Origin of the sequence: Xanthomonas sp. WHRI 1810A (assembly GCF_040202885.1) — a bacterium.
In the GTDB taxonomy this organism is placed as follows: Bacteria; Pseudomonadota; Gammaproteobacteria; order Pseudomonadales; family Pseudomonadaceae; genus Aquipseudomonas.
The window spans coordinates 64,296-91,274 of the sequence record NZ_JBEGED010000007.1; the positions used below are offsets into that span (position 1 = coordinate 64,296).

Annotated in this window: 23 protein-coding genes; 21 read left to right on the forward strand and 2 right to left on the reverse strand. The window is 61.5% G+C overall.

Annotated features, from left to right (window positions below; all coding sequences use genetic code 11):
* The first annotated feature begins 9 nt into the window (after positions 1–9).
* From pilH to madM, 15 genes are all read left to right on the forward strand, one after another.
* A complete protein-coding gene (gene pilH, locus ABQX22_RS12235; RefSeq protein ID WP_002551739.1) occupies positions 10–375 on the forward strand; it encodes a twitching motility response regulator PilH in 366 nt (121 codons plus the stop codon).
* Positions 376–391: 16 nt separating this feature from the next.
* Positions 392–931, forward strand: coding sequence for a chemotaxis protein CheW (locus ABQX22_RS12240; protein ID WP_349799799.1), 540 nt, complete (start codon positions 392–394; stop codon positions 929–931).
* A gap of 73 nt (positions 932–1,004) precedes the next feature.
* Positions 1,005–3,044: a methyl-accepting chemotaxis protein gene (locus ABQX22_RS12245; RefSeq protein WP_349799801.1), complete on the forward strand. Its 2,040-nt coding sequence runs from the start codon at positions 1,005–1,007 to the stop codon at positions 3,042–3,044.
* 27 nt (positions 3,045–3,071) lie between these two features.
* Positions 3,072–9,101, forward strand: a complete 6,030-nt coding sequence (locus ABQX22_RS12250; RefSeq protein ID WP_349799803.1) for an Hpt domain-containing protein — start codon at positions 3,072–3,074, stop codon at positions 9,099–9,101.
* Positions 9,094–9,585: a chemotaxis protein CheW gene (locus ABQX22_RS12255; protein ID WP_349799805.1), complete on the forward strand. Its 492-nt coding sequence runs from the start codon at positions 9,094–9,096 to the stop codon at positions 9,583–9,585. Before ABQX22_RS12250 ends, ABQX22_RS12255 begins: the two co-directional genes overlap by 8 nt.
* Before the next feature lie 448 nt (positions 9,586–10,033).
* Positions 10,034–11,167: a Fic family protein gene (locus ABQX22_RS12260; protein ID WP_349799807.1), complete on the forward strand. Its 1,134-nt coding sequence runs from the start codon at positions 10,034–10,036 to the stop codon at positions 11,165–11,167.
* Positions 11,168–11,277: 110 nt separating this feature from the next.
* Positions 11,278–12,957, forward strand: coding sequence for a malonate decarboxylase subunit alpha (mdcA, locus tag ABQX22_RS12265; protein ID WP_349799809.1), 1,680 nt, complete (start codon positions 11,278–11,280; stop codon positions 12,955–12,957).
* The gene (locus ABQX22_RS12270; RefSeq protein ID WP_349799811.1) at positions 12,957–13,847 is read left to right on the forward strand and encodes a triphosphoribosyl-dephospho-CoA synthase; all 891 of its coding nucleotides are present in this window, start codon (positions 12,957–12,959) and stop codon (positions 13,845–13,847) included. Before mdcA ends, ABQX22_RS12270 begins: the two co-directional genes overlap by 1 nt.
* Positions 13,847–14,146 carry a malonate decarboxylase subunit delta gene (locus tag ABQX22_RS12275; protein WP_349799813.1) on the forward strand — a complete coding sequence of 100 codons (300 nt, stop codon included), beginning with the start codon at positions 13,847–13,849 and terminating at the stop codon, positions 14,144–14,146. The genes ABQX22_RS12270 and ABQX22_RS12275 overlap by 1 nt, the downstream gene beginning before the upstream one ends.
* Positions 14,139–14,990, forward strand: a complete 852-nt coding sequence (locus ABQX22_RS12280; protein WP_349799815.1) for a biotin-independent malonate decarboxylase subunit beta — start codon at positions 14,139–14,141, stop codon at positions 14,988–14,990. The genes ABQX22_RS12275 and ABQX22_RS12280 overlap by 8 nt, the downstream gene beginning before the upstream one ends.
* A complete protein-coding gene (gene mdcE, locus ABQX22_RS12285) occupies positions 14,987–15,790 on the forward strand; it encodes a biotin-independent malonate decarboxylase subunit gamma (protein WP_349799817.1) in 804 nt (267 codons plus the stop codon). Before ABQX22_RS12280 ends, mdcE begins: the two co-directional genes overlap by 4 nt.
* Positions 15,791–16,423 (forward strand): malonate decarboxylase holo-ACP synthase, encoded by a 633-nt coding sequence (locus ABQX22_RS12290; RefSeq protein WP_349799819.1) that lies wholly within the window; start codon positions 15,791–15,793, stop codon positions 16,421–16,423.
* Positions 16,420–17,355, forward strand: a complete 936-nt coding sequence (mdcH, locus tag ABQX22_RS12295; RefSeq protein ID WP_349799821.1) for a malonate decarboxylase subunit epsilon — start codon at positions 16,420–16,422, stop codon at positions 17,353–17,355. The genes ABQX22_RS12290 and mdcH overlap by 4 nt, the downstream gene beginning before the upstream one ends.
* A 68-nt stretch (positions 17,356–17,423) precedes the next feature.
* The gene (madL, locus tag ABQX22_RS12300) at positions 17,424–17,843 is read left to right on the forward strand and encodes a malonate transporter subunit MadL (RefSeq protein WP_349799822.1); all 420 of its coding nucleotides are present in this window, start codon (positions 17,424–17,426) and stop codon (positions 17,841–17,843) included.
* Between the two features lies 1 nt (position 17,844).
* Positions 17,845–18,609 (forward strand): malonate transporter subunit MadM, encoded by a 765-nt coding sequence (gene madM / locus ABQX22_RS12305; RefSeq protein ID WP_349799824.1) that lies wholly within the window; start codon positions 17,845–17,847, stop codon positions 18,607–18,609.
* A gap of 462 nt (positions 18,610–19,071) precedes the next feature.
* On the opposite strand, the gene ABQX22_RS12310 is transcribed toward madM, so the two are convergent.
* Both ABQX22_RS12310 and ABQX22_RS12315 read right to left on the reverse strand, forming a co-directional pair.
* Positions 19,072–19,479 carry a hypothetical protein gene (locus ABQX22_RS12310; RefSeq protein WP_349799826.1) on the reverse strand — a complete coding sequence of 136 codons (408 nt, stop codon included), beginning with the start codon at positions 19,477–19,479 and terminating at the stop codon, positions 19,072–19,074.
* 1,004 nt (positions 19,480–20,483) lie between these two features.
* Complete coding sequence (locus tag ABQX22_RS12315) at positions 20,484–21,404, reverse strand: LysR family transcriptional regulator (RefSeq protein ID WP_349799828.1); 921 nt, start codon at positions 21,402–21,404, stop codon at positions 20,484–20,486.
* Between the two features lie 159 nt (positions 21,405–21,563).
* On the opposite strand from ABQX22_RS12315, the gene trhA reads away from it, so the two are divergent.
* The 6 genes from trhA to ABQX22_RS12345 all read left to right on the forward strand — a co-directional run bounded on the left by trhA (position 21,564) and on the right by ABQX22_RS12345 (position 26,964).
* The gene (gene trhA / locus ABQX22_RS12320; protein WP_349799830.1) at positions 21,564–22,181 is read left to right on the forward strand and encodes a PAQR family membrane homeostasis protein TrhA; all 618 of its coding nucleotides are present in this window, start codon (positions 21,564–21,566) and stop codon (positions 22,179–22,181) included.
* A 388-nt stretch (positions 22,182–22,569) separates the two neighbouring features.
* Entirely contained in the window at positions 22,570–23,346 is a 777-nt protein-coding gene (locus tag ABQX22_RS12325) for a transporter substrate-binding domain-containing protein (RefSeq protein WP_349799832.1), read from the forward strand.
* A 48-nt stretch (positions 23,347–23,394) separates the two neighbouring features.
* Positions 23,395–24,072: an amino acid ABC transporter permease gene (locus ABQX22_RS12330; RefSeq protein WP_349799834.1), complete on the forward strand. Its 678-nt coding sequence runs from the start codon at positions 23,395–23,397 to the stop codon at positions 24,070–24,072.
* A complete protein-coding gene (locus ABQX22_RS12335; RefSeq protein ID WP_349799836.1) occupies positions 24,069–24,803 on the forward strand; it encodes an amino acid ABC transporter ATP-binding protein in 735 nt (244 codons plus the stop codon). Before ABQX22_RS12330 ends, ABQX22_RS12335 begins: the two co-directional genes overlap by 4 nt.
* Before the next feature lie 22 nt (positions 24,804–24,825).
* Positions 24,826–26,073, forward strand: coding sequence for a cysteine desulfurase-like protein (locus ABQX22_RS12340; protein WP_349799838.1), 1,248 nt, complete (start codon positions 24,826–24,828; stop codon positions 26,071–26,073).
* Positions 26,074–26,091: 18 nt separating this feature from the next.
* Positions 26,092–26,964 carry a MurR/RpiR family transcriptional regulator gene (locus ABQX22_RS12345; protein ID WP_349799840.1) on the forward strand — a complete coding sequence of 291 codons (873 nt, stop codon included), beginning with the start codon at positions 26,092–26,094 and terminating at the stop codon, positions 26,962–26,964.
* The last annotated feature ends 15 nt before the right edge of the window (positions 26,965–26,979 follow it).

Consider the following 26,979-nt stretch of genomic DNA (forward strand, 5'->3'; position numbering starts at 1 on the left):
GGATTCACCATGGCTCGAATTCTGATCGTCGATGACTCGCCGACCGAAATGTACAAGTTGACCGGTATGCTCGAAAAGCACGGTCACGAAGTCCTCAAGGCTGAAAACGGCGCCGACGGTGTCGCTCTGGCGCGTCAGGAAAAGCCCGATGCCGTATTGATGGACATCGTCATGCCGGGCCTCAACGGCTTCCAGGCTACCCGCCAGCTGACCAAAGACGCTGATACCAACATGATCCCGGTGATCATGATCACCACCAAGGATCAGGAAACCGACAAGGTCTGGGGCAAACGCCAGGGCGCCCGGGATTACCTGACCAAGCCGGTGGACGAAGAAACCCTCATGAAAACCCTGAACGCGGTTCTTGCGGGCTGATCGCCGGCAGGTAGCCATGGCTCAGTCGCAAACCGCCTTTCAACTGCTGCTCGATATCGATCAGCGATGCCGCTCGCTTGCCGCCGGTCTTCCCTTGCAGGAGACCCGGCAGCAAGGCTGGACCGGCATCGGCTTTCGCATGGGTGAGCGTTTTTATGTCGCGCCCATGGGGGAAGTCAGTGAAATTCTCCACGAACCGCATGTTGCCGCGCTGCCGGGCGTCAAGCCTTGGGTCAAGGGCGTGGCCAACTTGCGCGGGCGATTGTTGCCGGTCATGGACCTGTGCGCCTTTTTCGGTCTTGAGCTCTCGGCGCAGCGTAAACAGCGGCGCGTGCTGGTGATCGATCATCAGGATGTGTTCGCCGGCCTGCTGGTCGATGAGGTGTTGGGCGTGCAGCACTTTAACGAGCGCAGCCTGATGCCTGAGACACCGGGCGCGTGCGAGGCCAATGTGGCCACATTCGTCAGGGGGCAGTTTTTGCGCGAACAGGCCTGGTTGGTGTTCAGCCCCGGGATGTTGGCGCAATCGCCTGGTTTTATGGAGGTAGCGCTGTAATGTTGGGCGTCAATGACGTGCTGAGACTTTTCCCACGCCCGATTGCGGCGCGTACAGGCGAGAACCTGAGTTCATGAGTACCACCGGCCGATCACTCGAAGGCGCGCGCAGTCGCTCGCTGATCCTTGCGCTGTTCGTCGCGCTGATCATCTTCATCATGCTGTTGTTTGCCAACTTCGCTTACCTGAGCACGCAGTCGAACTACGACAAGCAGTACATCGGCCATGCGGGCGAATTGCGTGTCTTGTCCCAGCGTATCGCCAAGAACGCGACGGAAGCGGCGGCCGGCAAGGCTGCCGCGTTCAAGTTGCTGGCGGATGCGCGCAACGACTTTGACGTGCGCTGGCAAATTCTGAGGAAAGGCGACAAGAACACGGGCCTGCCTGCCGCGCCGCACGCGGTTGAAGAGGAACTCAAGGCGGTGCAGACCGACTGGGAAAACCTGCGCAAAAGCACCGACGTGATTCTTTCCCGCGAGCAGACGGTGCTGTCCCTGCATCAAGTGGCGGCAACCCTGGCCGAGACCATTCCGCAGTTGCAGATCGGCTCCGAAAAAGTTGTCGACATCCTGCTGCTCAACCGCGCCCCCGCCAGCCAGGTGGCGTTGGCGCAGCGTCAGTCGTTGCTGGCCGAACGCATCCTCGGCGCGGTCAACACCGTGCTGTCCGGCGATGAAACCGCAGTCCAGGCCGCTGATGCTTTCGGTCGCGATGCCAATCAGTTTGGCCGCGTGCTCAACGGCATGATCAACGGCAATCCCGCCATGAAGATCGCTCAGGTCGAGGACCCCGACGCCCGCGCGCGTCTGGCCGAGATCGCCGAGCTGTTCCAGTTCGTATCGGGATCGGTGGACGAAATTCTCGAGACCTCGCCCGAGCTGCTCGACGTGCGCGAGGCGGCCGGCAACATTTTCAATCTGTCCCAGACCTTGCTCGATGAAGCGTCGGTCCTGGCCAACAGCTTCGAGCACATGGCCGGCGGTCGCTTGCTGCACAGTTACGGCGGCTATCTGCTGGGCTTGCTGGCGCTGGGCTCGATCATCCTGATCGGTCTGGTGATGGTTCGCGAAACCAACCGCCAGTTGCGCGAAACAGCGGAAAAAAATGAGCGAAACCAGACGGCGATCATGCGTCTGCTGGATGAAATCGAAGACCTGGCCGACGGCGATCTGACGGTGGCCGCTTCGGTGACCGAAGACTTTACCGGCGCCATCGCAGACTCCATCAATTACTCCATCGACCAGCTGCGCGAGCTGGTGGCGACCATCAACCTGACCGCTGAACAGGTCTTCGGCGCCGTCAAGGACACCCAGACCACCGCCACCCAACTGGCCGCTGCGTCCGAACATCAGGCGCTGCAAATCGCCGCCGCGTCGAACGCCATTCACGACATGTCGGCGTCCATCGAGCAGGTCTCGGCCAATGCGTCGGAATCCTCGTCGGTGGCTGAGCGTTCCGTGGCAATCGCCAACAAAGGCAATCAGGTGGTGCACAACACCATCAATGGCATGGACAACATTCGCGACCAGATTCAGGACACCTCTCGGCGCATCAAGCGGCTGGGCGAGTCTTCTCAAGAAATCGGCGATATTGTCAGCCTGATCGACGACATTGCCGATCAGACCAACATCCTGGCGCTCAACGCCGCCATTCAAGCCTCGATGGCCGGTGATGCCGGTCGCGGTTTTGCCGTGGTCGCCGATGAAGTGCAGCGGCTGGCCGAGCGTTCATCCTCGGCCACCAAGCAGATCGAGACCCTGGTGCGGGCGATCCAGAACGACACCAACGAGGCGGTCATCTCCATGGAGCAGACCACCACCGAAGTGGTGCGTGGAGCGCGATTGGCGCAGGATGCGGGAGTGGCCCTCGAAGAAATCGAAGGCGTGTCCAAGGTGCTCGCGGCGCTGATCGAAAGCATCACCAACGCGGCGCAACAGCAGGCCGCGCTGGGGCAGCAGATTTCAGAAACCATGACCGTGATCCAGCAGACCACCACGCAAACCACCTCGGGCACGGCCGCGACCGCCAAGAGCATGGGCAACCTGGCGAAGATGGCCAGCGAAATGCGCCGGTCAGTGTCCGGTTTTACCTTGCCCACCCGAGAACGGCATTGATCGCCTTGAGTAATGAGCGGAGTCATCATGGCTGATCGGCACGACTACGTGGCCCTTGAGTGGGTCAAGGGCGAAATAGCCGAGACCCTCAAGCAGGCCAGACTGGGGTTGGAATCCTTCGTCGCGAGCCCTGATGACTCGACGGCAATGGACGCCTGCCTGGACGCTATCCATCAGGTTCACGGCAGCCTGCAGATGATCGAGTTCTACGGCGCAGCGTTGCTGGCCGAAGAAATCGAGCAACTGGCCCTGGCACTGCAACAGGACCGCGTCGGGCAGCACGCCGAGGCCGTCAGACTGCTGACCTTCGCGCTGGGCCAATTGCCGGTGTATCTGGACCGCATTCATTCGGCGCGTCGCGATCTGCCATTGGTGGTGCTGCCGCTGCTCAACGACCTGCGCAGCGCCCGAGGCGAAAGCCTGCTGTCGGAGACAAGCCTGTTTGCCCCGCAGCTGCTGTCGGTGCCGGAGCTGGACGCCCAGACCCTGGCCCGCCGTGACTCGCCCGAATTACCGACCTTCCTGCGCAAGCTGCGCCAGACCCTGCAAACGGCGCTGGTCGGCTTGCTGCGCGAGCAAGACCTGCAAACGCAATTGGGCTACATGACCAAAGTCTTTGCCCGGCTCGAACTGCTGTGCAAAGACGCACCACTGGGCCCGTTGTGGCGCATTGCGTCGGCGTTGGTGGAAACCATGGCCAGCGGCAATTTCGCCAACAGCCCGGCCCTGCGCAGTCTGTTCAAGGACGCCGACAAGGAACTCAAGCGCCTGCTCGACCAAGGCATCGTCGGCATCAACCAGCCAGCGCCGGACGAGCTGCTCAAAAGCCTGTTGTTCTACATCGCCAAGTCCGACAGCCAGGCGCAGAAGATGCTGGACCTGAAGGATCAATACGGGCTCGCCGACGCCCTGCCGCACAACGCGTTGGTCGATGAGGAGCGCGCGCGCATGGCCGGCCCCGACCGCGACGCCATGCGCTCGGTGATCGTGGCGCTGTGTGACGAGCTGGTGCTGACCAAAGAGCGGCTGGACGTCTTCGTTCGCGGAGACCGGCAGCACGTGAGTGAACTCAGTGCCTTGCTGCCGCCGTTGCGGCAGATCGCCGACACGCTGGCCGTATTGGGTTTTGGTCAGCCGCGTAAAGTAATCATCGACCAACTGGCGGTGGTGCAGGGCCTGGCGCAAGGGCAGCGCGAAGCAAGCGACGCGGCGTTGATGGACGTCGCCGGCGCCTTGCTCTACGTCGAAGCGACGCTGGCGGGCATGGCCGGCACGGTGGACCAGAGCAGCCGCGAACAAAGCCGCTTGCCTACCACCGACCTGAGCCAGATTCACCAGCTGGTGATCAAGGAAGCCCGCGTCGTTTTGCAGCAGGCCAAGGATGTGATCGTCGATTACATCGATGGCGAATGGGATCGCGAACGGCTGGCGCCGCTGTCGGCATTGCTGGTCCAGGTGCGTGGCGCGCTGGCGATGATTCCGCTGGCGCGTGCCTCCGGGCTGTTGTCAGCGTGCAATGACTTCATTCTCGAGCACTTGCTGGTGGAAGAAGGGCGCCCGGCCCAGCCGCAGCTCGACAGCCTCGCCGAAGCCATCACCGGCGTCGAGTATTACCTCGAACGCATGGCCCAAGACCCGGAAGCGCCGGGCGAACACGTGTTGGACCTGGCCCAGGCCAGCCTGGCCAAACTCGGTTACTCCCCGGCATTGGATGCCGTCGATCTGCCCGTGCTCGAAGAAGTCGTCAGCGATCAGGAAATGCTCGATCTGCGCGCCCGCCAGGCGCTGGTCAGCCCGACCCAGACCATCGCCGAAGTGCTGGCTGTTCCGGTGCGGGCCGTTAACCCGCCTGCGCGTTACGTACCGGCCAGTCTATTGCCGCCGCCCATGGGCGAAGAGGCCGTGGATGAGGAACTGCGCGATGTCTTTCTGGAAGAAACCGATGAAATGCTGGCCGCGCTGCACCGCTATCTGCCGCGCTGGTTCGCCGACACCGACGATTTCCCTGCGCTGACCGAAATACGCCGTGCGTTCCACACGCTCAAGGGCAGTGGCCGCATGGTGCGGGCGCTGATCCTCGGCGAACTGGCCTGGTCGGTGGAAAACCTGCTCAACCGCGTGCTGGAAGACAGCGTCGAGCCGGGTCCCGGCGTGCTTCAATTGCTGGCGGACGTGCAGGTGATACTGCCGGACGTCATTCGTGATTTCGCCGAAGATGTGCAGCGCCAGCGCGACGATGTCGATGTGTTGGCCGCCCGCGCCCATGCGTTGTCCCGAGGCCTTGAGCCCATGGACGGCGACTTGGCGGCGGAAATTACTGAGCCGGTGGTTGAAGCTGTGCCCGCCGACGGGGCCGAGGAGGGCTTCGACCCGCAGTTGCTGGAGATCTTCCGTCAGGAAGCCCAGACCCACCTTGAAACGCTCAATCGCTTTACCGATTCGGCCCACGATCTCGACGCGCTGGCGTTCAGCGATGAACTGCTGCGCGCGCTGCACACGCTCAAAGGCAGCGCGTACATGGCGGGCGTGCTGCCGATGGCCGAACTGGCGAGCCCGCTGGATCAATTGGTGCGCGAGTTCAAGGCCAATCAGATTGCTGTCGCCGAGTCCGAAGTCGAGCTGTTGCGCGCCAGCGAGCCCTTGTTCCGGGCCGGGTTGGCGCAGCTGGATGAAGACCCGTTGCGGCCTATTCCAGGTGCGATGCAGTTGATCGAGGCGGCCCGTGCCCTGCTGGACGAACGCCTGGCAACCGCTTTGAGCGCCGCCGATAACGGTTTGCGCACGCGGCGTGATCCGACGTTGATTGAAGCCTTTCTGGCCGAAGGCATGGACATCCTGCTGGACGCCGAAGGCTTGCTCAAACGCTGGCGAGCGCATCCCGGCGAGCGCCAGGAACTGACTGCGTTGCTGGAGGAATTGACCACCCTTGGCCATGGCGCGCACATGGCCGATCTGCCGCAGATGGATGAGCTGTGCGAAGCGTTGCTGGATTTGTATGGTGCCGTTGAAGAAAGCAGTCTGGGCGTCAGTGAACGCTTCTTTCATGAGGCCGAGGCGGCCCATGAAGCGCTGATCAACATGCTCGATCAGGTGGCGGCCGGGCAGCAGGTCGAGGCCTGCCCCGAGCGTATTCGCGCACTGCGGGAATTGCTCGATGAAGCACTGGACCCCGGCGCCATGGGCGTGATCAAGACCGAGGACGACGGCACGCTGACCCTCTCGGATCTGCCCCCTGTCCCGGCGCTGCCTGAACCCCCTGCGCCGCAGGATTCGCGGGATGCGCTGGACCAGGAAATCGTCGAGATCTTTCTCGAAGAGGCCGTCGACATCCTCGACAGCGCCGGGCAGGCCTTGCAGCGCTGGCTGGACGATCCTGAAAACCCGATGCCGCTGTCCTCACTCCAACGGGACCTGCACACGCTCAAGGGCGGCGCGCGGATGGCGGAAATCCAGCCGGTGGGTGATCTGGGCCATGAGCTGGAATCACTGTACGAAGGGCTGATTGATCGACGCTGCGGCTACAGCCCCCAATTGGGCGAGCTGCTGGTGCGCAGTCACGACCACCTGGCGCTGATGCTTGAACAGCTGCAAGACCACCAGCCGCTTTCCGCCCCGGAGTCGGTGATCGACGCGATTCGCACGTTCCGGCAGAACAACTGCTACGGCGCCCCTAGTGACCCCGAACACCCGCCGTCGACGCGCAACGTCGAGTCGATGATCCAGACGCTGGACGAGCGCGATCCCGAGTTGCTGGAGATCTTTCTCGAAGAAGGCTACGACATCATCGACAGTTCCGGCGCGGCGCTGTTGCGCTGGCAAGCCGACCCGCAGAACACGCTGGAAGTGGAGAACCTGCTGCGCGACCTGCACACGCTCAAAGGCGGCGCGCGGATGGTGGAAATCGCGCCCATTGGCGACCTGGCCCACGAGCTTGAATCGCTGTATGACAGCCTGGCGTCCGGTGGACTGAAACAGAACAGCGCGCTGCTCAATGGCCTCCTGCAAAGCGGCCATGACATGCTGGCGGACATGCTCGACGCGGTGCGCGGCTTTGAGCCGTTACCCAACCCGGCCTTGTTGATCGACAGCATTCGCCAGTATTCGGCGTCGGGTGGGCTGAGTGAGGCGGCTAACAAACCGCTGGAAGCACTGGCCGCCGCACCGTTATCGGCGGACACCCCACCAGCCACAGCCAACGCCGATGGCGAGCGTTCCGGCCCGGAAATGGTAAAGGTCCCGGCTGAACAGCTGGAGGATCTGGTCAACCTGGCAGGCGAAACGTCGATCTTCCGGGGTCGTATCGAACAGCAGGTCAGCGACGCCCAAGGCACGCTGGTCGAGATGGAAACCACCATTGAACGGATGCGCGATCAGTTGCGGCGTCTGGACATCGAAACCCAGGGCCGGGCCGTCAGCCGCGACCAGCATCATGCGGACCGGCTGGGCTACGAGGAATTCGACCCGCTGGAAATGGATCGGCATTCGATGCTGCAGCAGTTGTCTCGCGCGCTGTTCGAGTCCGCGTCCGACCTGATGGACCTCAAGCAGACCCTCGACACCCGTGCCCACGACGCCCAGACCCTGATGCAGCAACAGGCGCGGGTCAACACCGAACTGCAGGAAAGCCTGATGCGCACGCGCATGGTGCCGTTCGAGCGGATGGTGCCGCGCCTGCGTCGCATCGTGCGGCAGGTGTCCGGCGAGCTGAACAAGAAGGTCAAGTTCGACGTCGTCAATGCCGAAGGCGAGATGGACCGTAACGTGCTGGAACGCATGGTCGCGCCGCTGGAACACATGCTGCGCAACGCCATCGATCATGGCCTGGAGAGCGCGGAAAAACGCCTCGAAACCGGCAAACCGGAAACCGGGCATATCACCCTCAGCCTGTCCCACGAAGGTGGCGACATCGTCATCGAAATGAGCGATGACGGCGCCGGGGTCGATTTTGAGGCGGTGCGGCGCAAGGCGATCAAGCGCGGAATGATCGGGCCCAATGCCGTGCTGAGTGACCACGACACCCTGCAGTTCATCCTGCAGGCCGGCTTCTCCACCGCCGAAACCCTCACCCAGATTTCCGGGCGCGGGGTCGGCATGGACGTGGTTCACGCTGAGGTCAAAGAGCTGGGCGGGTCGATGGTTATCGACTCGCAATCAGGGCAGGGCGCGCGCTTCAGGATACGCCTGCCGTTCTCGGTGTCGGTCAACCGGGCACTGATGGTGCAGTGTGGCGATGAACAATATGCCGTGCCGTTGAACAGCATTGAAGGCATCGTGCGCGTGATGCCCAATGAACTGGAGACCTATTACCAGGCCAGTCCGCCGCGCTATCAGTACGGCGGGCGTACGTACGAATTGCGTTATCTGGGTGAGCTGCTGAGCAACGCCCATCCGCCCAAGCTGATCGGCCAGACGCAACCGCTGCCGGTGCTGCTGGTGCATGTGCATGACCAGTGGCTGGCGGTGCAGGTCGATGCGCTGGCGGGTTCGCGGGAGATCGTGGTGAAAAATCTCGGCCCGCAGTTTGCCGGGGTCCAGGGGATTTCCGGCGCCACCATTCTGGGCGATGGGCGGGTGGTGTTGATCCTGGACCTGTTCGCCCACATCCGCAGGTTCCACGCGCAAGAGCTGGCGCTGCGCGCGTCCGGCCAGGCCCCGACCCGCTATGTCGAGGCCGAGCAGGTGAAACCGCTGCTGGTGTTGGTGGTGGACGACTCGGTCACCGTGCGCAAAGTCACCGGGCGCCTGTTGGAGCGTAACGGCATGAACGTCCTGACCGCCAAAGATGGCGTCGACGCCATGGCGCTGCTGCAGGAGCACACGCCGGACATCATGCTGCTGGACATCGAAATGCCGCGCATGGACGGGTTCGAAGTGGCCAGCAGGATTCGCGCGGACGAAGGCCTCAAGCATTTGCCGATCATCATGATCACCTCGCGCTCCGGTCAGAAGCACCGCGACCGGGCCATGGCGGTCGGAGTCAACGACTACATGAGCAAGCCTTATCAGGAAGCCGCGCTGCTGGAGAGCATCGCCCACTGGAGTCATGCGTATGTCTGACACCTCCAGCCAGACCGCGCGCCTGTCTAGCCTGACCGGCTTGCTGCTGCCGCTCAGCGATCGGCATTTGCTGCTGCCCAACGTAGCCGTGGCTGAGCTGATCGACTATCAGGACAGCGTCGCCGACCCCGCTGCGCCACAGTGGTACCTGGGCCCGATCCACTGGCGCCATCGCACCTTGCCGTTGCTCAGCTTTGAAGCCGCGTGCGGCAGCCGGGCACTGGTAGGCGGTCGAGCACGGATCGTGATCCTCAACGCCCTGGGCGGCCGGCCGGACCTGAAATTCGTCGCACTGCTCACCCAAGGCATCCCCCGCTCGTGCAAGGTCGACAGTCAACTGAGCTACGTCGACGTGCCGTTGGACGCACTGGAACTGGCCGCTGTGCAAGTCGGCGACACCGTCGCGAAAATCCCCGATCTAGTGGCGCTGGAACAGCTATTGGTGGATGCCGGACTGGTGCAGGTGGTCGAGCCGGGGATTTAAGGCGGGAACGATCAAGGTTTCAACAACGCCGCATCTTTCATTGTGGGAGGGAGCTTGCTCGCGATGGGTTGTGCCAGGCGACAAAGAGGTGCTGGCTGTAACGCCCTCTTCGCGGACAGGTCCGCTCCCACCAGTACGATGCCATCCTGTTGGAGCGAGGTATGCCCGCGAATGGGTGTGATCGTCCCCACGCTCTGCTTGGGAACGATCAAAATTTGAGCAGCGCCAGAAACCCCATGTGGTGCGATGCCATCCTGTTGGAGCGAGGCTTGCCCGCGAATCGATGTGCTTCTGCCGAAGGCGTGGGAGCGCGACTTGTTCGCGATCTGGCGCGAAGCGGCAGCAAAGAGGCTGGACGGTGAGCCGAATAGAAGCCATATTCGGCTCATTGTGTGAGCCGAATACAGCTATTATTCGGCTCATCTCCTTAAAGTCTGCAGCGAACGAAATGAACGACTGGATCTGGCAACACCCCCTTTGGCCCGGCTTTACATGGGATGTCGATCAGTTGGCGGCTGTCCTCCGCGCCTGTTCCCAGGCTCAAGGCCGCTTGCTCGGTATGCTCGAAGCGCAAGGTCTCGACGCCAGCGCGCAGTCCGAACTGGACGCCTTGCTACAAAACATCATCACCTCATCGGCGATTGAAGGCGAACAGCTCAATGTCGGTTCAGTCCGGTCGTCGCTGGCGAAACGATTGGGCCTCACGGCCGATCATCGCGTCAGCCCTCGCAGTGAGGGGCTGGCCGAATTGATGCTGGACGCCACGCAACAGCACCACCTCCCGCTGACGCTGAAGCGATTGCTTCACTGGCACCAACTCCTGTTTCCGACCGCCGAAACATTGGTTGCCCACAAAATAAGCGTCGGTGCCCTGCGGGGTCAGGAACCGATGCAGGTGGTGTCCGGGCGCCTGGATCGACCGGTCGTGCATTTCGAAGCACCCCCGCGCGAAGGCCTTGAGCAGCAACTGGAGAATTTCTGCGACTGGTTCAAAAACAGCCAGTCAGACGCCACACTCGACCCACTGCTCCGGGCCGGCATTGCGCACTTCTGGTTTGTGACCCTGCATCCGTTTGACGACGGCAACGGCCGCTTGACCCGCGCCATCACCGACCTGGCACTGGCGCAGGCAGAAAACCAGTCCATCCGCTTTTATGCGATGTCCGCCAGTATTCTTGCCATGCGCCAAGACTACTACCGTATCCTTGAAACCACGCAAAAAGGCGGAATGAACATCACCGCCTGGCTCAAATGGTTTCTCCAGACCCTGCTGCATACCCTTGAGCAAGCGGCCCAGCGCATAGACCGCGTCCTGGCGAAGGCGCGCTATTGGCAGCGGCACCGCGACCAGTCGCTGTCCGCCGAACAGATGAAAGTCCTGAACCGGCTGCTCGACGGCGATCTGCTGTCAGACAAACCGGGATTCGAGGACGGCATCAACGCGGCGCAATACCAGGCCGTCGCCAAAGTCAGCAAAGCCACCGCCACCCGTCACCTTGCCGACTTGCTGGAGAAGGGCTGCCTGCGAAAACTCCCCGGCGGCGGGCGCAGTACCCGCTATCAAATAAACCGATCAACCTGATCGTTACCTTCAGCGTAACGATCGCGCCTTATGCTTGATTGATGCGCCATACCCATCGCTCCTAAGGTGACCCACGACAGCGAACTCGTGGAGTCAGCATGACAACGTTCATGACTACAAAAACAACGAAACTCGACCCGCGCTGGTCGCGTCGTCGCAGCGAAAAACTGCGGCGGCTCGAGCTGGTGCGTTCACTCGCCGATGGCGTGGTGTTGCCGACCGACAAGATCGTCGCGGCGCTGGAAGCGCTGATTGCGCCCGGTGATCGCGTGGTGCTGGAGGGCAACAATCAGAAGCAGGCGGACTTCCTGTCACGCTCTCTGGTCAAGGCCGACCCCGCCAAGTTGCATGATCTGCACATGATCATGCCCAGCGTCGGCCGATCCGAACACCTGGACCTTTTCGAACGCGGCATCGCCCGCAAGCTCGACTTTTCGTTCGCCGGTACGCAAAGCCTGCGCATCAGCCAGCTGCTGGAAGACGGCCTGCTGGAAGTCGGTGCGATTCACACCTACATCGAGCTGTATTCCCGCCTGCTGGTGGACCTCATTCCCAACGTCGTCCTGTCGGCCGGATTCATGGCTGACCGCGCCGGCAATATCTACACCGGCGCCAGCACCGAGGACACCCCGGCACTGATCGAGCCGGCTGCGTTCAGCGACGGCATCGTCATCATCCAGGTCAACGAGTTGGTGGACGACGTCAGCGACCTGCCCCGCGTCGACATTCCCGCGTCCTGGGTCGACTTCGTGGTGGTGGCGGACAAGCCGTTCTACATCGAGCCGCTGTTCACCCGCGACCCGCGCCACATCAAGCCGGTGCACGTGCTGATGGCGATGATGGCCATCCGCGGCATCTACGAAAAACATAACGTCCAGTCCCTCAACCACGGCATTGGTTTCAACACGGCGGCCATCGAACTGATCCTGCCGACCTACGGCGAATCCCTCGGCCTCAAAGGCAAGATCTGCCGCAACTGGACGCTCAACCCGCACCCGACGTTGATCCCTGCGATTGAAAGCGGCTGGGTCGAAAGCGTGCACTGCTTCGGCACCGAATTGGGGATGGAGAACTACATCGCCGCGCGGCCGGACGTGTTCTTTACCGGCCGAGACGGCTCCATGCGCTCCAACCGGATGATGTGCCAGCTGGCCGGGCAATACGCCGTGGACCTGTTCATCGGCGCGACCTTGCAAGTGGACGGCGACGGGCATTCCTCCACCGTCACCCGTGGCCGCCTTGCCGGGTTCGGCGGCGCGCCGAACATGGGCCACGATCCCCACGGCCGTCGCCACGCGACCCCGGCCTGGCTCGACATGCGCCAACAAAGCGGCGACGGACCGGACGCTTACCTTGAGCGCGGCAAGAAACTGGTCGTGCAAATGGTCGAGACGTTCCAGGAGGGCGGCAAACCGACCTTCGTCGAAACCCTCGACGCCGTGGAGGTCGCCAGGAAAAGCGGCATGGCCCTGGCGCCGATCATGATCTACGGCGACGACGTCACCCACTTGCTCACCGAAGAAGGCATCGCCTATCTGTACAAAGCCCGCAGCCTGGAGGAGCGCCAGCAAATGATCGCCGCCGTGGCGGGCGTGACGTCCATCGGCCTGCGCCACAACCCCAAAGACACCGCCCGCATGCGCCGTGAAGGGCTGATCGCGCTGCCCGAAGACTTGGGCATCCGCCGCACCGACGCCAGCCGCGAACTGCTCGCCGCCAAAAGCATCGCCGAGCTGGTGGAATGGTCCGGTGGTTTGTACAGCCCACCTGCGAAATTCAGGAGTTGGTGATGCGTGCTCACAACACAGCTGTCGAATACCCGCGTCAGCAGCAGTCGTTGGCTGACAGGCTGGCTGATTTAGCGGTGGACGCGCTGATCGATGAAGCCGACCTGTCGCCCAAGCCCGCGCTGGTGGACCGGCGCAGCAATGGCGCGCACCAGGATTTGCACTTGGGCTTGATGCACGCGTCGGCGTTGTCCCTGTGGCCTGCGTTCAAGGGGATGGCCGAAGCCGCCCTTGAGATCGGTGAGATCGGCCAGACCCTGCGCGACGCCGTCGGGCGCATCGGCCGGGACGGTGAGGCCGCGATGATGCGCACCACCCAAGGTATCAACACCCATCGTGGCGCGATCTGGGCGCTGGGTTTGCTGGTCGCCGCCGCGGCGCTCAAGCCCGATGATTTGTCCGCCGCGGGTCTGAGCCTGCGGGCGGCAAAACTGGCGTTGATCGATGACCGTCATCTGGTCACGCAACCCCCCAGCCACGGCACCGAAGTGGCCCGTAAATACGGTGCGAAGGGCGCCCGCGAGCAAGCGCAGATGGGCTTTCCGGCGGTGATCCAGTACGGCCTGCCGCAACTGCAGCGCAGCCGCGCGGCCGACAGTGGCGAGCAGAACGCTCGGCTCGACGCGTTGCTGGCGATCATGACCACGCTGTCCGACACCTGCGTGCTCTACCGTGCCGGGGAAACCGGACTGACCGCCATGCAAACCGGTGCGCAACGTGTGCTCGATGCCGGCGGCAGTGCCAGCCTGAGCGGACGCCGCTGCCTGAACGAACTGGACCAGCAACTGCTCGGCCTGAACGCATCCCCCGGAGGCGCCGCTGACTTGCTCGCCGCCTGCCTGTTTATCGATTGCCTTGAGCCTGCGCTCGGCGACACACCGAGGACTTTTTAATGGAAACCCTGTCTTTTGAATTCCCAGCTGGTCAGCCGCCCATGGGCTGCGCGCTGGTGGGCTGCGTTGGCTCTGGCGATCTGGAAGTGCTGCTCGAACCTGGTCTGCCCGGCAAGTTGTCGATCCAGGTGGTCACCTCGGTCAATGGCAGCTCGGCACGCTGGCAACACCTCTTCGAACGCATGTTCGACGGTCAGAACCCGCCGGCCATGAGCATCGACATTCACGACTTCGGCGCAACGCCGGGCGTGGTGCGCTTGCGTCTGGAACAAGGTTTCGAGGAGATCGGCCATGACTGACAGCGCCCGCTTGTTGCAGCAGCACAGTTTTGTCGAACTCGGCGCCCGGCAGCGTGCGCGAGCCGTTCTGGATGACGGCACCTTTCGTGAACTGCTCGGCCCGTTTGACCGCTTGATGTCGCCGTGGCTGGCCAAACAGGGCGTCGTGCCCCAGGCCGATGACGGTGTGATCGTGGCCAAAGGCACCATCGCGGATAAACCCGTCGTGGTCTGCGCCATCGAGGGCGGTTTCCAGGGCGGCAGTATGGGCGAAGTGGGCGGCGCGAAAATGGCCGGCGCCTTGGAACTGGCGGCCGAAGACAACCGTAACGGCATTCCGACCGCCGCCGTATTGCTGCTGGAAACCGGGGGCGTGCGATTGCAGGAGGCCAATCTCGGCCTGGCGGCCATAGCCGATATTCACGCCGCCATTGTCGACCTGCGGCGCTATCAGCCGGTGATTGGCGTGGTGGCCGGCAGCGTCGGTTGCTTCGGCGGAATGTCCATCGCTGCCGGGTTGTGCAGTTATCTGGTGGTTACTCAGGAAGCACGCCTGGGTTTGAACGGCCCGCAAGTGATCGAGCAGGAAGCCGGCATCGAGGAATACGATTCCCGCGACCGGCCCTTCATCTGGAGCCTGACCGGCGGCGAACAACGTTTTGCCACCGGATTGGTGGACGCGTTCGTGGCGGACGACATCAGCGCCATCCGGCAGCAGGTCGAAACGTTGCTGCTCAAGGGCCCACCGGAGAAGGAACGCAGCGGCCAGTACGAGCTGTTCCTGCAACGCTTGGCGCGGCTGGATGCGGGGCCTCAAATCGACCCCGCAACCGTCCGCAGCCTGTATCAAGGAGAGCAGCCATGAGCACGTATTCCACCCGTGGCCTGAACTGGTTCAACGCGCTGACCGAACAGGCGGTTGATGTCGTCGGCCTTCCCGCATCGGTGAAGGCGGCGGACGGCCTACTCGGTGAAATGAACGCGCGCTTTCTCGCGGTGATCGCTGACCCGGAAAACCGCTTCCCTCGTGCGCAAAACGGCGAAGTCGGCCTGCTGGAAGGCTGGGGACTGGCCAAGGCCGTGGACGCTGCCATCGAGCTGGACCGCGACAGCGACAGCAAACGCGCGCTGATTGCGATCATCGATGTGCCGAGTCAGGCCTACGGGCGCCGTGAAGAGGCGTTGGGCATCCACCAGGCCTTGGCGGGCGCTGTCGACAGCTATGCGCGAGCACGACTGGCCGGGCACCCGGTCATTGGGTTGCTGGTGGGCAAGGCGATGTCGGGAGCGTTTCTGGCCCACGGCTATCAGGCCAATCGGCTGATCGCGCTGCGTGACCCGGGCGTGATGGTGCACGCCATGGGCAAGGCGTCGGCGGCGCGGGTCACGCTGCGCAGTGTCGAAGAACTGGAAAAACTCGCGGCCAGCGTGCCGCCCATGGCCTACGACATCGACAGCTACGCCAGTCTCGGTCTGCTCTGGGAAACCCTGTCGGTGGAGCGCATTGAACAACCGTCTGCTGCTGATCTCACGTCGGTCAGCGACTGCCTGATTGCTGCGATCAAGGACGCCCGCTCCGGGCCCGATGACCTCAGCAGTCGGCTCGGCGCCACCAACCGCGCTGCGTCCTCCAAAGTGCGCGAACTGCTGCGGGCGCAGTGGTAAATGAACGCGTCCGTTGCTGCGCAGCCCCATGACTTGTTGTGGGGCTTGCCCGTGTCCGCACTGGCCGATGACGCGCCTGCGTGGTGTGTCGAGGTGATGGGTCTCGGCCATCCGGTGGTGGTGCGTCGGGCGCTGGTCGATGCCGGGCAGGTGGCGGTGGGCGTGCGTGGTCATTCGCGTGATCAGCGTTATGCGACGGTGATGGCGCTGGCCGATATTCAGCGCCGGGTGCAGCCTGAACAGCTGGTTGACGCTTCTATCCAAGGTGCAGGCGATTGGCCGGCGCTGCGGGCGTTGCGGCAGATTCAGCCGGTGATGAAGGGGCTGGGTTTGCCCTGGGGCGTGGTCGGTAGCCTCGGTTTTGAATTGGCCTGTGGGGTGCCGGTCCTGCACCAAGGCAGCGATCTGGATCTGATTCTGCGCACGCCGCAATTTTTCAATCGTCGGGAGGCCGCGCATCTCGTTGGCGCCTTGGAACAGGTGGATTGCCGTATTGATCTGCAACTGCAAACCCCGTTGGGCGCCGTCGCATTGCGCGAATGGGCCGGAACGTCGCGTCAGGTATTACTGAAAGCCGCTGACGGTGCAAGGCTGGTGCGTGATCCGTGGCATGCCCACGAGCCTGCGGCATGAGCTGTTTCTGGGTGTATCCGGGCCAGGGCGCGCAACAGCCGAACATGCTGCACTTGCTGCCGGATGAGCCCTTGATCCGCGAATGTCTGCGCGAAGCCAGCGATGCGCTGAACGAAGACGTGATGCAACTGGACACGGCTCAAGCGCTGCAATCCACACGCGCCGTTCAGCTGTGTTTGCTGATTGCGGGTGTCGCCTGTTCGCGCTTGCTGATGGCGCAGGGCAGCACGCCGGATTTTGTTGCCGGGCTATCGATTGGTGCTTATCCCGCTGCGGTCATCTCAGGCGCGTTGGGTTTTGCCGACGCGGTGAGATTGGTCGCACTGCGCGGTGAGCTGATGCAGGCGGCGTATCCCGAGGGCTACGGCATGACCGCGTTGATCGGTCTGGATCAAGCCGTGGTGGAACAGATGATTGCGGACGTACATGGCGCCCAGACCCCGGTGTATCTGGCCAACATCAATGCCGACAACCAGTTCGTCATCGCCGGCAGCGTCGAGGCAATGGCTCAGGTTGCAGAACTGGCCAAGGCTCAAGGGGCGGCAACGGCCAAGCGTCTGGCCGTGAGCGTGCCGTCCCACTGCGAACTGCTGGCTGAACCTGCGAAGACACTGGCCGAGGCGTTCAGTCAGGTGTCAGTGCAGGCCCCCGGCATTCGGTATCTCAGCGGCAGCACCGCGCGGCCCGTGCTCAGCGCCGACAAGCTACGCGACGACCTGGCGTTCAACATGTGCCGGGTCATCGACTGGCGCAGCACCGTGCAAACCGCTTACGAGCGCGGCGTGCGCCTGCAAATCGAACTGCCGCCGGGGACCGTCTTGACCGGCCTTGCGCGCAGGGTTTTCGAACAAGGATCCGCAGTCGCCTTTCAGGGCGCCCGGCTGGATACGCTGAGCGCGCTGTCGCGAGAGGAGGAACGCCGCAACCCATAAACCGACTGCTGCTTTCGAAGGAACAAACACAACAACAACTTCGACGATGCAATTTGAGGATAAAAATAATGATTATTTATGGTGTCGCGTTACTCGCAATCTGCACCCTCGCGGGGGTGATTCTCGGCGATCTGCTCGGCGTGCTGTTGGGCGTCAAATCCAACGTGGGCGGGGTCGGGATCGCGATGATCCTGCTCATCTGCGCCCGTCTCTACATGCAAAAGCGCGGTGGCATGAGCGAAGGCTGCGAACTGGGCGTCGGCTTCTGGGGCGCGATGTACATCCCGGTCGTCGTGGCCATGGCTGCTCAGCAAAATGTCGTGACGGCATTGAAAGGCGGACCGATTGCCGTACTGGCCGCCGTGGGGTCTGTGGTGATCTGCGCCTGCACCATCGCCGTGATCAGCCGGACCAACAAAGGCGAGCCGCTGCCCAGGGAAGAAGCACCGGACGTCCTGCCGGTCGTAGCGCCAGCAGGAGGCCGCTGACATGTGGGATCTCATTCAGAAAGATTTGATCAGTCAGGGGCTGGTGACGGCGTTCGCGGTGGTGGGCGTGGTGATGTGGATTTCCGTGGTGCTGTCCAAGCGCCTGACGTTCGGGCGTATTCACGGCTCGGCGATCGCCATCGTCATCGGGCTGGTGTTGGCCTGGGTCGGTGGCACCCTGACCGGCGGGCAGAAAGGCCTGGCGGACGTGGCGCTGTTTTCCGGGATTGGCTTGATGGGCGGCGCGATGTTGCGCGACTTCGCCATCGTGGCCACGGCCTTTGAAGTACAGGCGACCGAGGCGAAGAAGGCAGGGATGATTGGTGCAGTGGCCCTGTTTCTGGGGACAGTTTTGCCCTTTATCGTCGGCTCGTGCGTGGCGTATGCGTTCGGTTACCGCGATGCCGTCAGCATCACCACCATCGGCGCGGGCGCGGTGACCTACATCGTCGGGCCGGTGACCGGTGCGGCGTTGGGTGCGAGTTCGGACGTGATGGCGTTGTCGATTGCGACGGGGTTGATCAAAGCGATTCTGGTGATGGTCGGCACCCCGATGGCCGCGCGCTGGATGGGCCTGGATAATCCGCGTTCCGCCATGGTCTTCGGCGGCCTGGCGGGCACCGTGAGTGGCGTGACCGCAGGCCTCGCAGCAACGGATCGGCGGCTGGTGCCTTATGGCGCGTTGACCGCCACCTTCCACACCGGGCTCGGCTGCCTGCTCGGGCCGTCGTTGCTCTACTTCATCGTGCGCGGGATTTTGGGGTGAGCCAGCGGGGATGATCGCGTATGACCTCTGTAGGAGCGCGCTTGCCCGCGAAATGGATTTCAGCCACGACATTCCATCTACTGACACACCGCCATCGCGGGCAAGCGCGCTCCTACAAGGTGAAATGGCCCCAAAAACGTTGATCGTTCCCACGCTCCGCGCGGTAACGCCGCTCTGGACGCTCCGCGTCCATTGCGGTGACGCAGAGCGTCAGGCGATGAATTCCCACGCGGAGCGTGGGAACGATCAAGACCGCATTTCAGTGAGTGGGCTTCATCGTCTGCTCTGACGTCTCGCGAGCAAGCTCCCTCCCACAGAGAGGGAAGTCAATTGTGGGAGGGAGCTTGCTCGCGATGAGGCCATTTGACTCACCGCATCTTTGATCGTTCTCACACGTACCGTGAGGCAATACAGCAAACTAGATCTGCGAATTGATTTGGCAGTTGGATTTTCAATATAAAATCATACGACGCAAATAATCCGCATAAGAAGTGTGAGGCGCCTAGGTTCTAAAGTTGGTTCAAGTCGAACTTCCATGTTTTTGAGTAAGGCCCATAAACTTGGATTAATTTTTTTCCTGTGTCTCCCCGGCTCAAACCCAAAGCGTGCCCAGCAAAGATCTCCCGTCCTATCATCATAAATAATGATATTTCCATCGTCCTGTACCGCGAGGAAGCTGTTATACCAGACCAACTTGTCAGTTGTGTGAGTGCTTTCTGCGATCCATGTACGCTTTCTTGCAGGGTCATAAAGAAATCCGCTGTTGCTCACTACGAATTTGGGCAGTCCTACCAATCGTTTATTTGCCAAAGTCAGACTATGGGGTTGGTTCGTATCGGCTACCCAAACCAGAGTTTCGTTGTCTTTCATCACGAGGTTTCCATCTCCTTGGAGCTCGAGTCGATATCGACCGTTTGCAGAGCATAGATATTGCCCTGGAGACATAGTCTGGTTGGGAGGCAGAATAGAAGAACCGATGTTGTGGAAAGCACTATATTGGATGCTCATCTTTATTTTCCTTATGTTAGTGGAGTCTTGAAATAATCAGAGGTCGGGTTTGATTGTCAAATATTTATTATGTTGCTCTGAACAGTTCACAAGTTTACTCAAGGGTTTTTGCCGCGACTAATATAAATCGGAAATGCCCTACGTGTTTTTCGGACTTTGACGTGTATCTCCTTACACCCCAATTTCATATGTTTCCAATAAAAGGGGGGTAGATATGAAGTTCATCATCATTTGGATCGTGTGTTTGTATCTTTATGGTTGTGTTTCCGCGGACTGCCAAAAAGAGTGCTACATCCTGGAGTTTCGTAAGCAAGTGGATGGCTTGGAATATAAGTGCCAAATGGGTTCAATTGAACCCGAATGTGAACCGCCCAAGTCTGCGGTGCAGATCGGATATTGAGCGTGGAATTTTTTGACTGTAGGAGCGCGCGTGCCCGCGAAATGGATTTCAGCCACATTCCCTCCGCTGACACACCGCCATCGCGGGCAAGCGCGCTCCTACAGGGTGAAACGGCCCCAAAAACGTTGATTGTTCCCACGCTCCGCGTGGTAACGCCGCTCTGGACGCTCCGCGTCCATTGCGGTGACGCGGAGCGTCAGGCGATGCATTCCCACGCGGAGCGTGGGAACGATCAAGACCGCATTTCATTGTCTGCTCTGACGTCTCGCGAGCAAGCTCACTCCTACAGGGGTTCGCGGTTAACTGTAGGAGCGCGCTTGCCCGCGAAATGGATTTCAGCCACGACATGCCATCCGCTGACACACCGCCATCGCGGGCAAGCGCGCTTCTACAGGCATCGCGCCTGGCGGGAGGCGCGGGGAAAACGATCATCAGCTTGCAGCTTGCAGCTTGCAGCTTGCAGCTTTTAGCTCTCGCGAAGCCGATTGGTGTACATCCGGCACTCTGCCAGCAATGCGAGAAGATTGGGGTCGCGTTCGCGGGTTTTGAGGAAGACCAGGCCGATGTGTTGCTGCATGCGGTAGCGCTGCTGCAGGGGGATCAGCCGTACGCGGTTCTCGTAGACGGCGGCGATGCGTCCCGGCAGCAAGGCATAACCCACGCCTGAACTGACCATGCTCAACAGCGTGAAGATGTCGTTGACCTGCATCGCCACCTTCGGCTCGAAGCCCGCCTGCTGGAACACCATCGCCCCGTCGCGGTGGGTGGCGAAGCCTTGGGTGAGGGTGATGAACGTCGCTTCGCGCAGGTCGCTCAAGTCGACTTCGCTGTGCTGGGCGAAGGGCGAATCAACCGGCGCCGCGAGGAAGATGTCATCGGAAAACAGCGGAAGATGCTCGCAGTCCGGGTCGTTCACCGATTCGTTGAGCGACACCAGAATCGCGTCCACTTCCATGTTCTTGAGCTTGTAGAACAGGTCGATGTTGGAGCCCAGGATCAGGTCGATGTTGAGTTCACTGCGGCGGATCTTCAGGCCCATGATCAGTTGCGGCACGGTTTTCACCGTCAGTGAGTACAGCGCCCCGAGCTTGAAGCGTGCTGCCGAAAATCCCGCGGCCTGGCGCGTCACTTCAACCGTGGCCAGTACGTCCTGCACCAGTTTCTGCGCGCGTTCTTCCAGCACATAAGCGCTTTCGAGCGGCGTCAGGTTACGGCCTTCGTGCTTGAACAACGGACAACGCAACGCGCTCTCCAGCGAGTGAATCGCCCGGTGCACGCTGACGGTGCTGGTCTGCAATTCCACGGCGGCGCGGGACAGATTGCCCAGGCGCATAAAGGCCAGGAAGATCTCCAGCTTCTTGAGGGTCAGCTCTTCGTCGATCTGCATGCGGCCTTCTTGTGGGCGGACATTGTTATTGCCGCGATTGTGCCCAACTCATCAGCAACTGGCTGCATTAATCGACATGAGCGCGCACACGCGCATTGCGCTTTCGCCTCATAAGCTGGAGCCTTGTTCGCTGATGTGGTTTTGCGAGGTCATTGAGGCATGTATTACGGTGAAAAATTCAACGCCTGGTCGCACTTGATCGGGGCCATTCTGGCGTCCATCGGTGCGGTCTGGCTGCTGGTAATCGCCATTTTTACCGGTGATGTGTGGAAAGTCGTCAGCATCGCCGTCTACGGGGTGGCGTTGGTGTTGTTGTACAGCGCTTCCACGGTTTATCACAGCGTGCAGGGACGCAAAAAGGCGATCATGCAGAAGGTTGATCACTTTTCGATCTACCTGCTGATTGCGGGCAGTTACACGCCGTTTTGCCTGGTGACGCTGCGGGGGCCGTGGGGCTGGACGCTGTTTGGTATCGTCTGGGGTTTGGCGATCATCGGGATATTGCAGGAAATCAAACCGCGCACCGAGGCGCGCATCCTGTCGATCGTAATCTATGCGGTCATGGGTTGGATCGTGCTGGTGGCGGTCAAGCCGCTGATTGCAGCGTTGGGCACCGCAGGTTTCCTGTGGCTGGCCGGTGGCGGGATTTTGTACACGGTGGGCATTATCTTTTTTGCCCTGGATCACCGCCTGCGCCATGCCCATGGGATCTGGCATCTGTTCGTGATTGCCGGGAGTTTGCTGCACTTTGTGGCAATAGCGTTTTACGTGCTTTGATGCGTGGCCGCGCCGCCGTTATCGCGAGCAAGCTCCCTCCCACCTGGCTGTGCAGCCGATGTGGGAGGGAGCTTGCTCGCGATGGCATTGGGTCTGACACCCCAATGTCGTTTGCCACACCGAATCGCGGGCCAGCGCAGTTGGCTGATCACGCCCTGCTTCGGTGCACCCCTCTCTACATCTCCCTCGATTTCCTCCGTCTTTCAGCAGCCCATAAGCCTCACACGGCTGCACCAATCCGGAAAACTTTCGCCCCGCATTGAAGCATTTAATTCACTAATTATATTTGTTGAATTATTTGATTCGTAACCCTAGTCTGATCCTCGAAACGCCTGCTCAAGCGGTGAGGCGCCCTTCTTGGACTGACTGATTAATCGGGGAGCAAGACATGAATGTGAAAGTACTCTTGAGCATGGCCGTGGCAACTGCTTTTTCCGCCACCACGTGGGCGGCTGACTGGACCGTAGGTGCCAACGTGGGCAACGTGCCCTGGGAGTTTCAGGACGCCAAGGGCGAAATCGTCGGCTTCGAAGTCGATGTCGTCAAAGAAGTCGCCAAGCGTGCCGGCAAGACTGTCGAATTCATCAATATCCCGTTCAACGGCCTGTTCAGCGCCGTGCAGTCCAAGCGTGCGGACATCGCCATCTCCTCGATCACCATCACCCCGAAACGCCTCGAGTCGGTCGGTTTCGCCCAGCCGTACTACGACAGCGACCAGTCCCTGTCGGTACTGGCCAAATCCGGCATCACGGGCCTTAAAGACATGGACGGCAAGGTCGTCGGCGTCGATACCGGCTCCACCGGCGACATGTGGGTAGCGGCGCACCAGGCCGAGTACAAATTCAAGGACGTCTCACGCTACGAAGGGCTGTCGCCTGCGATGCTCGACCTCGCGTCCGGCCGCATGGACGGCTACATCAGCGACATTCCGGCGGTCCTGTACTACATCAAGGACAAGCCGCAGTACAAAGTGGTCGCGCGCATTCCCACCGGTGAAAAGTACTCGTTGATGCACGCCAAGGGTTGGGCATCGGCCACCCAGGTCAACGACATCATCTCCGCCATGAAGAAAGAAGGCGTGATCGCCGGCCTGCACAAGAAGTGGTTTGGCGCTGACGCCGACGCGGAGTCGAGCACCGTGAAAGTGGTCGACGTCCTCAAATAACCCCCGGACCGTCCCGCACCAGCCGCCGTCAGCCAGTAAGGAATTGCAATGGAGTTGTTACAGACTTTCTTCAATTGGAGCGTGTTCGTCGATGCGCTGCCACTGATGCTGCGCGGCCTCGGCGTGACGGTGATGCTGGGGGTCGTCAGCATCATCCTTGGTCTGGTTGGAGGGCTGTTGCTGGCGATGTTGCGGCTGTATTCCTACGCGCCGATTCGCTTTATCGCCCGTGTGTACATCGACGTCATGCGCTCGATTCCGCTGCTGGTGTTGCTGGTGCTGATCTACTACGCGCTGCCCTTCGTGGGCATTCGGCTGTCGTCGTTCGCGGCGGCCACGGCGGCGTTGTCACTGGTGTCGTGCGCCTATTCGGCGGAGATTTTCCGTTCCGGGATCGAAGCCATTCCGCGCGGTCAGTTCGAAGCGGCGGCCTCCCAGGGCATGAGTTTTTTCAACACCATGCGCGACGTGATCCTGCCGCAAGCCATGCGCATCGTCATGCCGCCCATGACCAGTAACTGCATCAACGTCATGAAAGACACCGCACTCGCGTCAGTGGTGGCCATGCCTGATCTGCTCAAGCAAGCCACCCAGGCGCAGGCGCTGGCTGCCAACCCGACGCCGCTGGTAGGGGCGGCCGTCATGTATTTGCTGTTGCTGTTGCCGCTGGTGCAACTGGTGAGCTGGATCGAACGGCGCAACGGCTCCGCGAGGAAAAGCGCATGAGTACCGTCATCGAAATCGAACGGATGGCCAAGTTCTACGGCGCCTTCCAGGCGCTGGCCGACATCAACCTGACGGTCGAGCAGGGCGAAGTGGTGGTGATCATCGGGCCGTCCGGCTCGGGCAAGTCCACCTTGATCCGCTGCATCAATCTGCTGGAGGAATACCAGGAGGGCGATATTCGGGTCGCCGACCAGCGCGTCGAAAACGGCCCGAATCTGTCGAGCATCCGCTGCGAAGTCGGCATGGTGTTCCAGAATTTCAATCTGTACCCGCACCTCACGGTCCTGGCCAATGTCGCGCTGGCGCCCGTGCGGGTGCGCGGTATGTCCCGGCGTGATGCCAACGAGCGTGCCCGCCTGTTGCTGGACAAGGTCGGCATGGGCGCCCACGCCGACAAATACCCCAGCCAACTCTCCGGCGGACAGCAGCAACGTGTCGCCATCGCCCGCACCATGGCCATGGAGCCCCGGGTCATTCTGTTCGACGAACCCACTTCAGCCCTGGACCCGGAGATGGTCGGCGAAGTGCTGGACGTCATGCAGAACCTGGCGCGCTCCGGTGTGACCATGGTGGTGGTCACCCATGAAATGGGCTTTGCGCGCAAAGTCGCCGACCGGGTGATCTTCATGGAGAACGGACGGATCATCGAACAGAACACCCCGCAAGCGTTCTTCACGGCCCCGCAAGAGCCGAGAACGCGCGCGTTTTTGCAGGCCATCCTGCATCACTGATCAGACCTTGGAGATAACGCCCTTGAATGCCTTGGACATCGATTACGTACGCAGCCAGTTCCCCGCGCTCAGCAGCGGCTATGCCTATCTCGACAACGCGGGCGGTTCCGCCGTGCTCAAGCCGGTTGCGGATCGCATCACTGATTACTTGTTGAACAGCGCGGTGCAGCTGGGTGCGTCCTACAGCGAGTCGGTGGACGCCGGCGCGCGGGTCATGCAGGCACGCGAGTCGGTGGCGCAGTTGATCAACGCTTATCACCCGGAAGAATGCGTGATGGGCGGCTCGACCACTCATTTGCTGCAGATCCTCTGCCGGGCCATCGCGCCGTCGATCCAGCCGGGCGATGAAATTATCGTCACCAGCTGCGACCACGAAGCCAACATCGGACCGTGGGTGCGTTTGTGCGAGCAGCGCGGCGCGACGTTGCGCGTGTGGGCGGTCGACCCGGACAGCATGGAGCTGGAGTTGAACGATCTCGACGCGCTGCTCAGCGAAAAGACCCGCTACGTGGCCATGACCCACGCCTCCAACATCCTCGGCAGCGTCAACCCGGTGGCCGAAGTCGCGCGCCGGGTGCACGCAGTGGGCGGCAAACTGTGCGTCGACGCTGTGGCCTACGCACCCCATCGTCTGGTGGATGTGCAGGCCAGCGGCGCTGATTATTACGTGTTCAGTTTCTACAAAACCTTCGGCCCGCACTTCGCGGTGCTGTGGGGCAAGCGCGATGCGTTGCTTGAGCTGCCAAGCCTGAACCACTTCTTCATCGGTCAGGACGTCATCCCCTACAAGCTGCAGCCGGGCAACCTCAATTACGAACTGTCCTACGGCTGCATCGGCATCAGCGATTACCTGATCGACGTCGGCCAGCGCCTGGGTACCAGTGGCACCGAGCGGGAAAAGATGCAGGCGGCCTTCGATGCGTTCGAAGTGCAGGAAGACCTGCTCGCCGAGACCTTGCTGGCCTTCCTGCGGGAAACGCCGGGCGTACGAATCATCGGAAAACCGCGTGTGACCGATGGCGACCGTGTGCCGACCATCAGCTTTGTCGTCGAAGGCGTCCAGTCCGAAGCCATCGTGCGCCGCGTTGATGGCCACCGCATGGGCATCCGCTTTGGTGACTTCTACGCTCGGCGGCTGATCGAACAACTGGGCCTGACTCCGTACGGCGGCGTGGTACGGGTGTCGATTGCCCACTACAACAGCGTCGATGAGTTGAATCGTCTGGTGGAGCATCTGGCCAAGGCGATCACCGAGCTGCGACCGTCCTGACTTTTATCGAGCAATTTTATGCCTGCACCTCTCACCCTTGCCGAGCTGCGCTCCGCCATCGTCGAACATCAGGAACGCCTGACAGCGCGCCAGCGTGACGCCGCGCATTACCTGAACGAGCATCCCCACGACGTTGCGCTCAATACCGTGGCGGCGCTGGCGAAAATCTCCGGGATCCCGTCGTCGGCGTTCATTCGGCTGGCGCAGGCCTTGGGTTTCGGTGGGTTCAGCGATTTGCAGCGCCTGTTCAAGGAGCCGCTGCAACAGGCCGGGCAGGGCAGTTTCAAGGAGCGGATTCGTCACTATCGCGGCGAGCAGTTGCTCGATGACCCCACCGATGTCGGCGCCATGCTCTCGGCGTTCAGCCGCGCGAACATCGTGTCGCTGGAGCATCTGGCCGAAGGGCAGCAAGTGGAGGCCATCGAAAAAGCCATCGCCTTGTTGCAGCAGGCGCGTACGACCTTTGTGGTCGGCATGCGCCGTTCGTTTCCCATGGCGTCCTACCTGAGCTACGCACTGAGCCGTGTGGGAAGACGCGCCGTTCACATCAGCGGATTGGGCGGCAGCCTGCGCGAACAGGTCGGAGCGCTGCACGGCGATGACGTGTTGGTGGCGGTGAGTTTTCCGCCGTACTCGCAGGAAACCATTGATGCCTGCACCCAGGCGGTGGCAGCGGGGACGCCGATTGTGGCGATTACCGACAGCATTTTGAGCCCTATCGGACAAAAAGCGTCGGTGATGATCGAGGTCAATGACGCCGAGCTGTTGGGCTTTCGTTCATTGACGGCCGCGTTCTGTATCGCGCAAACCCTGGCCATGGGCCTGGCCTTTCGCGACGGCCAGAGCCTGGATGGACCCGATCACGATGCATTGAAAAACATCGACTGCTGAGCACGCGCTCGGCGG

Bases quoted from the DNA above. Each gene is read 5' to 3' on its own strand.
- mdcA (WP_349799809.1), top strand. From the start codon at position 11,278: ATGACTACAAAAACAACGAAACTCGACCCGCGCTGGTCGCGTCGTCGC.
- madM (WP_349799824.1), top strand. From the start codon at position 17,845: ATGTGGGATCTCATTCAGAAAGATTTGATCAGTCAGGGGCTGGTGACG.
- ABQX22_RS12250 (WP_349799803.1), top strand. From the start codon at position 3,072: ATGGCTGATCGGCACGACTACGTGGCCCTTGAGTGGGTCAAGGGCGAA.
- ABQX22_RS12335 (WP_349799836.1), top strand. From the start codon at position 24,069: ATGAGTACCGTCATCGAAATCGAACGGATGGCCAAGTTCTACGGCGCC.
- ABQX22_RS12290 (WP_349799819.1), top strand. From the start codon at position 15,791: ATGAACGCGTCCGTTGCTGCGCAGCCCCATGACTTGTTGTGGGGCTTG.
- mdcH (WP_349799821.1), top strand. From the start codon at position 16,420: ATGAGCTGTTTCTGGGTGTATCCGGGCCAGGGCGCGCAACAGCCGAAC.
- ABQX22_RS12315 (WP_349799828.1), bottom strand. From the start codon at position 21,404: ATGCAGATCGACGAAGAGCTGACCCTCAAGAAGCTGGAGATCTTCCTG.
- ABQX22_RS12310 (WP_349799826.1), bottom strand. From the start codon at position 19,479: ATGAAAGACAACGAAACTCTGGTTTGGGTAGCCGATACGAACCAACCC.
- ABQX22_RS12270 (WP_349799811.1), top strand. From the start codon at position 12,957: ATGCGTGCTCACAACACAGCTGTCGAATACCCGCGTCAGCAGCAGTCG.
- ABQX22_RS12325 (WP_349799832.1), top strand. From the start codon at position 22,570: ATGAATGTGAAAGTACTCTTGAGCATGGCCGTGGCAACTGCTTTTTCC.
- ABQX22_RS12345 (WP_349799840.1), top strand. From the start codon at position 26,092: ATGCCTGCACCTCTCACCCTTGCCGAGCTGCGCTCCGCCATCGTCGAA.
- ABQX22_RS12260 (WP_349799807.1), top strand. From the start codon at position 10,034: ATGAACGACTGGATCTGGCAACACCCCCTTTGGCCCGGCTTTACATGG.
- madL (WP_349799822.1), top strand. From the start codon at position 17,424: ATGATTATTTATGGTGTCGCGTTACTCGCAATCTGCACCCTCGCGGGG.
- ABQX22_RS12330 (WP_349799834.1), top strand. From the start codon at position 23,395: ATGGAGTTGTTACAGACTTTCTTCAATTGGAGCGTGTTCGTCGATGCG.
- ABQX22_RS12255 (WP_349799805.1), top strand. From the start codon at position 9,094: ATGTCTGACACCTCCAGCCAGACCGCGCGCCTGTCTAGCCTGACCGGC.
- ABQX22_RS12280 (WP_349799815.1), top strand. From the start codon at position 14,139: ATGACTGACAGCGCCCGCTTGTTGCAGCAGCACAGTTTTGTCGAACTC.
- ABQX22_RS12240 (WP_349799799.1), top strand. From the start codon at position 392: ATGGCTCAGTCGCAAACCGCCTTTCAACTGCTGCTCGATATCGATCAG.
- mdcE (WP_349799817.1), top strand. From the start codon at position 14,987: ATGAGCACGTATTCCACCCGTGGCCTGAACTGGTTCAACGCGCTGACC.
- trhA (WP_349799830.1), top strand. From the start codon at position 21,564: ATGTATTACGGTGAAAAATTCAACGCCTGGTCGCACTTGATCGGGGCC.
- ABQX22_RS12275 (WP_349799813.1), top strand. From the start codon at position 13,847: ATGGAAACCCTGTCTTTTGAATTCCCAGCTGGTCAGCCGCCCATGGGC.
- ABQX22_RS12245 (WP_349799801.1), top strand. From the start codon at position 1,005: ATGAGTACCACCGGCCGATCACTCGAAGGCGCGCGCAGTCGCTCGCTG.
- pilH (WP_002551739.1), top strand. From the start codon at position 10: ATGGCTCGAATTCTGATCGTCGATGACTCGCCGACCGAAATGTACAAG.